This window comes from bacterium (genome assembly GCA_020440705.1).
In the GTDB taxonomy this organism is placed as follows: domain Bacteria; phylum Krumholzibacteriota; class Krumholzibacteriia; order LZORAL124-64-63; family LZORAL124-64-63; genus JAGRNP01.
The window spans coordinates 39,470-45,958 of the sequence record JAGRNP010000022.1 but is presented as its reverse complement, the minus strand read 5'-3'; the positions used below and the strand labels follow the sequence as shown (position 1 = coordinate 45,958).

The following is a 6,489-nucleotide window of genomic DNA, read 5'->3' as shown; positions in this document are numbered from 1 at the left end:
CTCGTCCTGGGCCCGGGCCGCGACGGGCCCGCCCATCAGGGCGGCCAGGGCCAGGCCGAGAGCGAGCAGCAGGGGGCCGCAGGGCAAGGCGTCAGAACCGCGCCGTCGTCTCCAGTCGCACGTCATGCCGCCACCTCCTTTCCCCTTCCTTGCGGCTGAACCAGGTGGCGGCCACCTGCAGGAAGCGCGAGGGGTCCCACGCCACGCGCAGGGTCGTCTCGATGTTGCGTCCGGGATCGGGGAAGAAGTAGGGCCGCACCGCGCCGGGCGGCTCGTCCGAGCTCACCTCGGCCACGCGCAGGTCGGTCTGCACGGTCCAGTCCTGGCGCCAGCGCGCCCGGCCGTTGGGCCGCAGGGCGTACTCTTGCTGCTCGACGCCCGACACCCCGTCCCCGCGCTCGATGACCTCGGCCTGGACCCCGAGGCGCAGGTCGGTGCTGGGCGTCGTGCTCCAGCCCAGTTCGTAGCGCCGCGAGAGGATGAGGTAGCTGCGCCGCGAACTGAGGCTGCTCTCGACGGAGTAGCGGCGGTCGTCCTCGCGCTGCCAGCGGAACTTCACGGCGCTGCGCCGGGTCACGTTCACGTTGCCGGTGACCTGCCAGACGCGGCCGGTCCGGTCTTCGGGATGGTCGGCGAACTGCCGGTCGACCGTCTCCCGGTAGCTGAACTTGCCCCGCAGATCGACGGTGCGCAGGTGCTGCAGCAGCACCAGCTCCTCGCTGAAGTTCAGGTCGCCCAGCACCGCCTGGTCCTTGGCGAAGATGACGTCCGGATCCAGGCGCAGCAGGGCCCCGACGTCGTCGGTGGTGCTCCGGCCCTCGAGGGCGGCGAGGGTCATGGCCGTCCAGGCGCCGTACCAGCGGTTCTCGCCGAGGAAGCGGAAGCCCTGGCGCCAGTTCAGGTCCGCGACGACACCGGTCGTGGCCACGAGGCTGTCGGTCCCGACCAGGACCATGTCGTACTCGCCCTGCCCGTCGCCCACGTACAGGCCGTCCTCGTTGAAGTCGCCCTGGCCGTCGCCCACGAAGACGATCTGCCGGTCGAGCACCTCGGAGCGGCTGTTGTCGACCCGGTAGCCGACGGACCAGTCGCTGCCGGCGCGGTCCCAGCGCCCGGACAGGTTGACGCGGCCGAGGCGGGTGGTCTGGTCGGAGCCGCCCGGGCTGCGGGTCTCGCGCAGGGTGGCCTCGCCCACGAGGCGCATGCCCGCGAAACGGCCGGTGGTGACGCCGGCGCGGCTGGTGCGGCTGTCGCGTTCGCGCGCCCATCCGTCGGCGCGCAGGGAGTCGGCCAGGCCCCGCACGAAGCCGACGTTCCAGGCCAGGCGCGCGCCGTCGCGGGACGCCAGGCGCCAGCCGTACTCCTCCAGGCGGAAGCCGCCCGCCGCGGCGCCGGTGCGCGCGCCGTCCTCCCAGCGCGTGAGCGTGTGATGGACCCGCGGCACCACCGGCCCGACGTTCCAGCTCACCTCGTGGCGCCGCTCGGCCCGCCGGATCGCGAGCGGGTCGGCCGCGTCGTCGGCCCGCGCCTTCTGCAGCAGGTGGCGACCCCGTCCTCCGGCCCAGTTCCAGGTCAGCTGCCCCTGGGCCTGCTCGGCGGCCAGGTCGTCGCCGTGCCGCAGCGAGGCGAGGCGGCCGGAGATCTCCAGCCGGTCGTCCCGTCCACCGGTCCGCCAGGCGCCCTCCAGCCGGCTCTCGCGTTCGGACTCCAGGAGGAAACCCTCGCGCCGGGCGCGGTCGTCGAGGCCCCAGGCGGCGTAGTCGAAGATCGACCTGTGCAGCTGGAAGCCGCGGAAGCGCGCGTCCTTCTGTTCCCACACCGCCTGCAGGTCGACCCGGCCCGGCCCCAGGGCGCGGTCGCGCAGGGCGGCCTGCACGTGACCGGCGCCCCCGCTGTCGTCGCCGTCATCCAGGTCCGAGAGCTGGTTCGCGTCCTCGCGGCCCAGATTCCACTCGGCCTGCACATGGGTGGCGGCGGTGTCGCCCACGGCGGCCACGAAGGTGGCCACGCTCTGCTGGCCGGGCAGGGGCAGGGGCCGCCCGACCCGGTAGCTGCCCAGGCCGTCGCCCACGTGCCGGAAGACCTTCTTGCCCGTCTCGGTGAGCCGCTCGAGGGTGTAGTCCCCTTCGCCCGGCCCCACGTAGAAGGTCTCCAGGGCCCAGTCGCCGCCGGTCTCGTCGAAGACGTAGATGGTCTTGGCGCCGTCGAGGGCCTGGTCGTAGTCTCCCTCGCCGGGCAAGGTGGGCGTGGCGCCCGGGGCCACGGCGCGGGCCGGGTCGTCGCCGGCCCCGGCCAGGATGGCCTCGTCGTCGTCGCCCAGCTCTCCGGTGCGCAGCCGGCTCGGATCGTCCCTCTCGCGGATCACCCGCGCGTCGAAGCGTCCCGCGGCCCCCAGCAGGGGCACGGTGAAGTCGACGCCCGCGCCGCCGCCCACCACCGTGCGGGCGTACGGCCCCTCGCCCTCCTCGAACTCGACGACGATGGTCGACTCGGCGGTGACCAGGCGCCGGTAGGTGAAGGTGACCGTGCCGGTGACGTAGTCGATGACGTAGTCGCGGTCGGCGCCCCGCGTGAGCGCTTCGCCGTCGAGGCTCACGCGCTCGCTGCCGGCCACGATGAAGAGATTGCCGGCGGCGCCGCCCCCGCCCAGGTAGTAGGGCCCCTGGTTGGCCTCCTGGCCGCGGATCTGCAGGGTGCGGTAGCGCCCGCGCGGCGAGCCGGCCAGGACCTCGGCCCGGGCCGGCCCCGGGTCGGCCTGCACGGAGATGCCCTGCAGCTTGCGCCGATAGTCGCCGAAGACGGTGCCCGTGCGCTCGGCCACGAAGTCGCCCAGGGTGGCGCGCCAGTTCGGCGCCGTCAGCTCGACGAGCACCTTGTCGATGTCGCGCAGCTCTTCGGTGTTGCCCTCGGGCACCACGGGCAGGTTGTCGTCCGAGAGGAAGGCGCGCACGCCGATCTCCGGCGTGAGCTGGCCCATGATGGTCAGGCGGAGATTCTGGTCGACCGTCATCTCGCGCCGGCTCCCGCTGGAGACCTGGACGGTCTTCGAGCCCGAGACCTGCAGCTGGCTGGTCGTCCAGGCGCCCGGGGCGGCCGGCGGCAGGAAGAGGCTCCCGTCCGCGGCCCCGCGGGGATCGGGCGCCGGGGACACCGGCCGCAGGTCGCGTCGCGGCGGCACCGGGACCGCCAGGTGGCGGTAGCGCACCATGACCAGGGCTTTGGCCGGCGCCGCCGCCGAATCCGCCGCCGCCGTCACCCAGTTGCGCTGGGGCACGAGCAGACCACTGCGGGCGCGGAGCCGGAAATCGACCTCGGCCTGCCACGCTTCGCCGTCCACGTCGACCCGCACCGAGCCCGGATCGATGAAGCCGTGCGCCAGCTGCAGGGCCCGGCCGCCGGCCGGGACCAGGTGGAACTCGGTCTCGGCGACCCACGGTCCGTCCTCTTCGGCCCGTGCGGCGCCCGCGGCCAGGCCGGCGAGAGCCAGACAGGCCAGCACCACCGGGAGCGCCCCCCGTCGTGACCCGGCGCCCCTGCCGGCGGCCCGCGCCATGTCAGTTGTAGACGATGCGGTAGATCAGGACGGCGGACCGGCCCCGGTCGGTGACGGCCAGCCGGTCGTCGGGGCCCACGGACACGTCGACGGGGGCGACCGTTTCGCCCGCACCGTCCTGGGGGCCGCCGAAGGAGAAGGCGTAGTTGAGACGCTGGCCCAGGACGTGGACCACGCCGAGGCCGGAGTCGGCCACGAAGACGTTGCCGTGGCGGTCGCAGTCCAGGCCTTCGGGGGCCAGGAACGGATTGCGCGGCACGTTGTCGCCGCCGAAGTTGGCCTCGAAGAAGCCCATGCGCCCGTAGTGGGCCAGACGGCGGTTGCCGCGGTCGGCCACGAGGAAGCTGCCGTCGGGCAGGAAGGTCAGGCCCGAGGGGTCCGTGAACTGGTCGCGCAGGCTGCCCGGATCGCCCACGCGCATGGTCAGGTTCTGGAACGTGTCGAGGAGCAGCACCTGCTGCTGGGCCTGGTCCGCGAGGGCCATGCGCCCGTCGCGGTCGACCCCGAAGGCCGACGGGCTGGTCTGGATCACGGGATCGACCCGGCGGATGTCGACCAGCACGTCGAGGAATGCCCCGCTCAGGTCGTGCCGGTTCACCTGCCCGGAACCCCGGTCCAGGACGAGCACCTTGAACCCGTCCACCGCCGCGTCGACGGGCTGGTAGGGTCGGCTCGTGGGCGAGTCGAACTCGTACCAGGTGCGCGTGTTGCCGTCGCGGCCGTAGACCTTGCCACGCTTCTCGTCGGTGAAGATGAGGGTGCCCTCGGGGCTGAACTCGCAGCCGCCGAGCCCCTCGATGGGGTAGTACAGCTCGCTGGGCCGGTTCTCGTAGGCGTAGAGGAAATCGACCGCCGCCACGGCCGAGCCCGGACGCGGCGTGCCGGACGCCTCGGGCAGCGCTCCGTCGGTGCCCACGGTCGGGTCGGGACCCGGCGCACAGGCCGCCAGCAGCAGGCCGCCGCCCGCCACGACGAGGGTCAGGACACCGGCCCGGACCCGCACCGGGACGCCGCCACCGGCCGTGCGGCGCGCCCGCATCAGAAGCTCCGCGAAACGACGCAGCGGGCCCCGGGATCCTGCCACGACGGCAGCATCTCCATTTCCAGGTTCAGGCCCATGACCTCGGTCTCGATGGCGCCCGCCTTGCCGCCGGCGCCGATCACCGCGTCGACCACCGACACCACCCGGTTGACCACCGCGAAGAGGATCATGAAGTCGCGCCGGTCGTAGGCCGCGTTGCCGTCGGCCCGCAGCTGCTGGTAGCTGGTCTGGCGGTCGTCGTTCACCCACTGCCAGGTGTCGGCTCCGCTCACCAGGCCGGACGGCGTCTCGCCCAGGGCCCGCGCCTCGCGCAGCACCGACTCGTTGTAGGAGTCGCTGTTGGCGAAGTGCCCCACGTCCTGCCAGTAGCTGTCCGGGTGCTCGCCGCTGGTGCCGGCGTACAGGGCCGCCCACTCCTCGGCGTCGTCGCGCTTGTTGTCGCCCTGGGCGTCGAAGACGAACCACGCCGTCCAGATGGCGACCTCGATGCCGCCCATGATGTAGGCCTTCGACTTCTGCCCGTTGTAGTACTGGCCGGCGCCCGGCAGGATCGCCGAGTACAGGCCGGCCTTCACCTTCTCGCCGGTGTTCGAGTGGTGGCCCTCGACCTGGGCCTCCTTCTCCTCCGGCTTCTCCGGCGAGCCGAACTCCCGGTTCCGGTTGCTCTCCTCGCCGCCGATCTGGAAATGGGTGTCGCGGGCCTGCCAGCGGCTCGAGGCTCCGGCGCCGAGCACCTGGTACTCGGTGCGCAGGAACGCCGCTTCGGCGCCGCTGTCCGCCAGGGCCGCTCCGGCCGCGGTCGCGACGGCGACCACGACGATCGCCAGGGTGGTCAGCCTGCCCGTGCTCTGCATGAATCTGTGCGCCAAGATCGGCCCTCCCGGTTGGCCAGGGGTGGTGAATCTAGAACGATACCGACGCCGACAGCGAACCCGCGTCGAAGCCCATGGGGATGGCCCGGATCTCGACCGCGTGGCCCGAGACCTCGAGCTCGCCGCCGCGTCCGCCGAGCAGCCCCTGCAGGTAGGCGACCTGGAGCACGCTCACCAGCCGCAGGCCGATGTTCACGTACAGCCAGCGGTCACGGTCCTTGTAGGCGTCGTTCGACTGCCCGCGCATCTCGCGGTAGATCTCGCGGTTCTTCGAAACCCACGGCTGCTGCAGGTCGGGATCGCGCTCGCCGGTGGGCGTGTAGACGACACCGATGCTGATGGCGTCGTCGGGCCGCACGTAGTCGTCCCAGCCGAAGATGAACTGGTCCCACTTGCCCAGGTTCTCGTAGTACTCGCGGAAGTCGTCTTCCTTGGTCACGTACAGCGGCAGGTTCTCCAGTTCGCTCTCGCTGTTGATGGCGCCGACACCCGGGAAGTAGGTCGCCCCCTGGCCGTAGCGGTAGCCGGCCGAGACCTGGTCGGAGGTGTAGCCCCGCACCAGGTCGGCGTCCGAGTAGTGCTCGTTGGCGAAGGCGATGTACGCTTCCTTGATGTCGTTGCCGTCGCCGTGGTACTTGGCGACGCGCGTCCAGGCGTAGATGTCGGCCGCGGCCATGAAGTAGCCGCGCTTGTAGCCGAGGGCCACCTCGCCCGCACCCGGCAGGACGAGCGACATCAGGACGGGCCACGCGCCCGAGATCCCCTTGCCGTCCTCCAGTCCGGGCACCTCGAGGCTTTCGCCGCCGCCCCCGATCTCGCCCTGTTCGAAACGCTGGCCGGTCAGGGCCAGGTCCTCCAATTGTCCCCGGCCGAGCAGCCACGCCGCCCGTCCGGTCTCCTCTTCGGCCCGGGCCGGAGCCGCCGGCACCACCAGCGGCAGGACGGCCAGAACGAGGGCGAGCGCCACCAGGCGTCGGCTGTGCTTCGTGATCGCGTGCATGATTCCTCCCACGGGCCTCGCG

General features: G+C 72.4%; 4 protein-coding genes. All 4 read right to left on the bottom strand.

Annotation, left to right across the window (positions count from 1 at the left end):
• Positions 1 to 91: 91 nt before the first annotated feature.
• From KDM41_05590 to KDM41_05575, 4 genes are read right to left on the bottom strand one after another with little or no spacing between them, the layout of a single operon-like run.
• Entirely contained in the window at positions 92 to 3,502 is a 3,411-nt protein-coding gene (locus tag KDM41_05590) for a hypothetical protein (protein MCB1182886.1), read from the bottom strand.
• Between the two features lie 52 nt (positions 3,503 to 3,554).
• Positions 3,555 to 4,592 (bottom strand): hypothetical protein, encoded by a 1,038-nt coding sequence (locus KDM41_05585; GenBank protein MCB1182885.1) that lies wholly within the window; start codon positions 4,590 to 4,592, stop codon positions 3,555 to 3,557.
• A complete protein-coding gene (locus KDM41_05580; GenBank protein MCB1182884.1) occupies positions 4,592 to 5,464 on the bottom strand; it encodes a hypothetical protein in 873 nt (290 codons plus the stop codon). Before KDM41_05580 ends, KDM41_05585 begins: the two co-directional genes overlap by 1 nt.
• Positions 5,465 to 5,498: 34 nt before the next feature.
• On the bottom strand, positions 5,499 to 6,467 hold the full coding sequence (locus KDM41_05575; GenBank protein MCB1182883.1) for a hypothetical protein: 969 nt from the start codon (positions 6,465 to 6,467) through the stop codon (positions 5,499 to 5,501).
• Between the last annotated feature and the right edge of the window lie 22 nt (positions 6,468 to 6,489).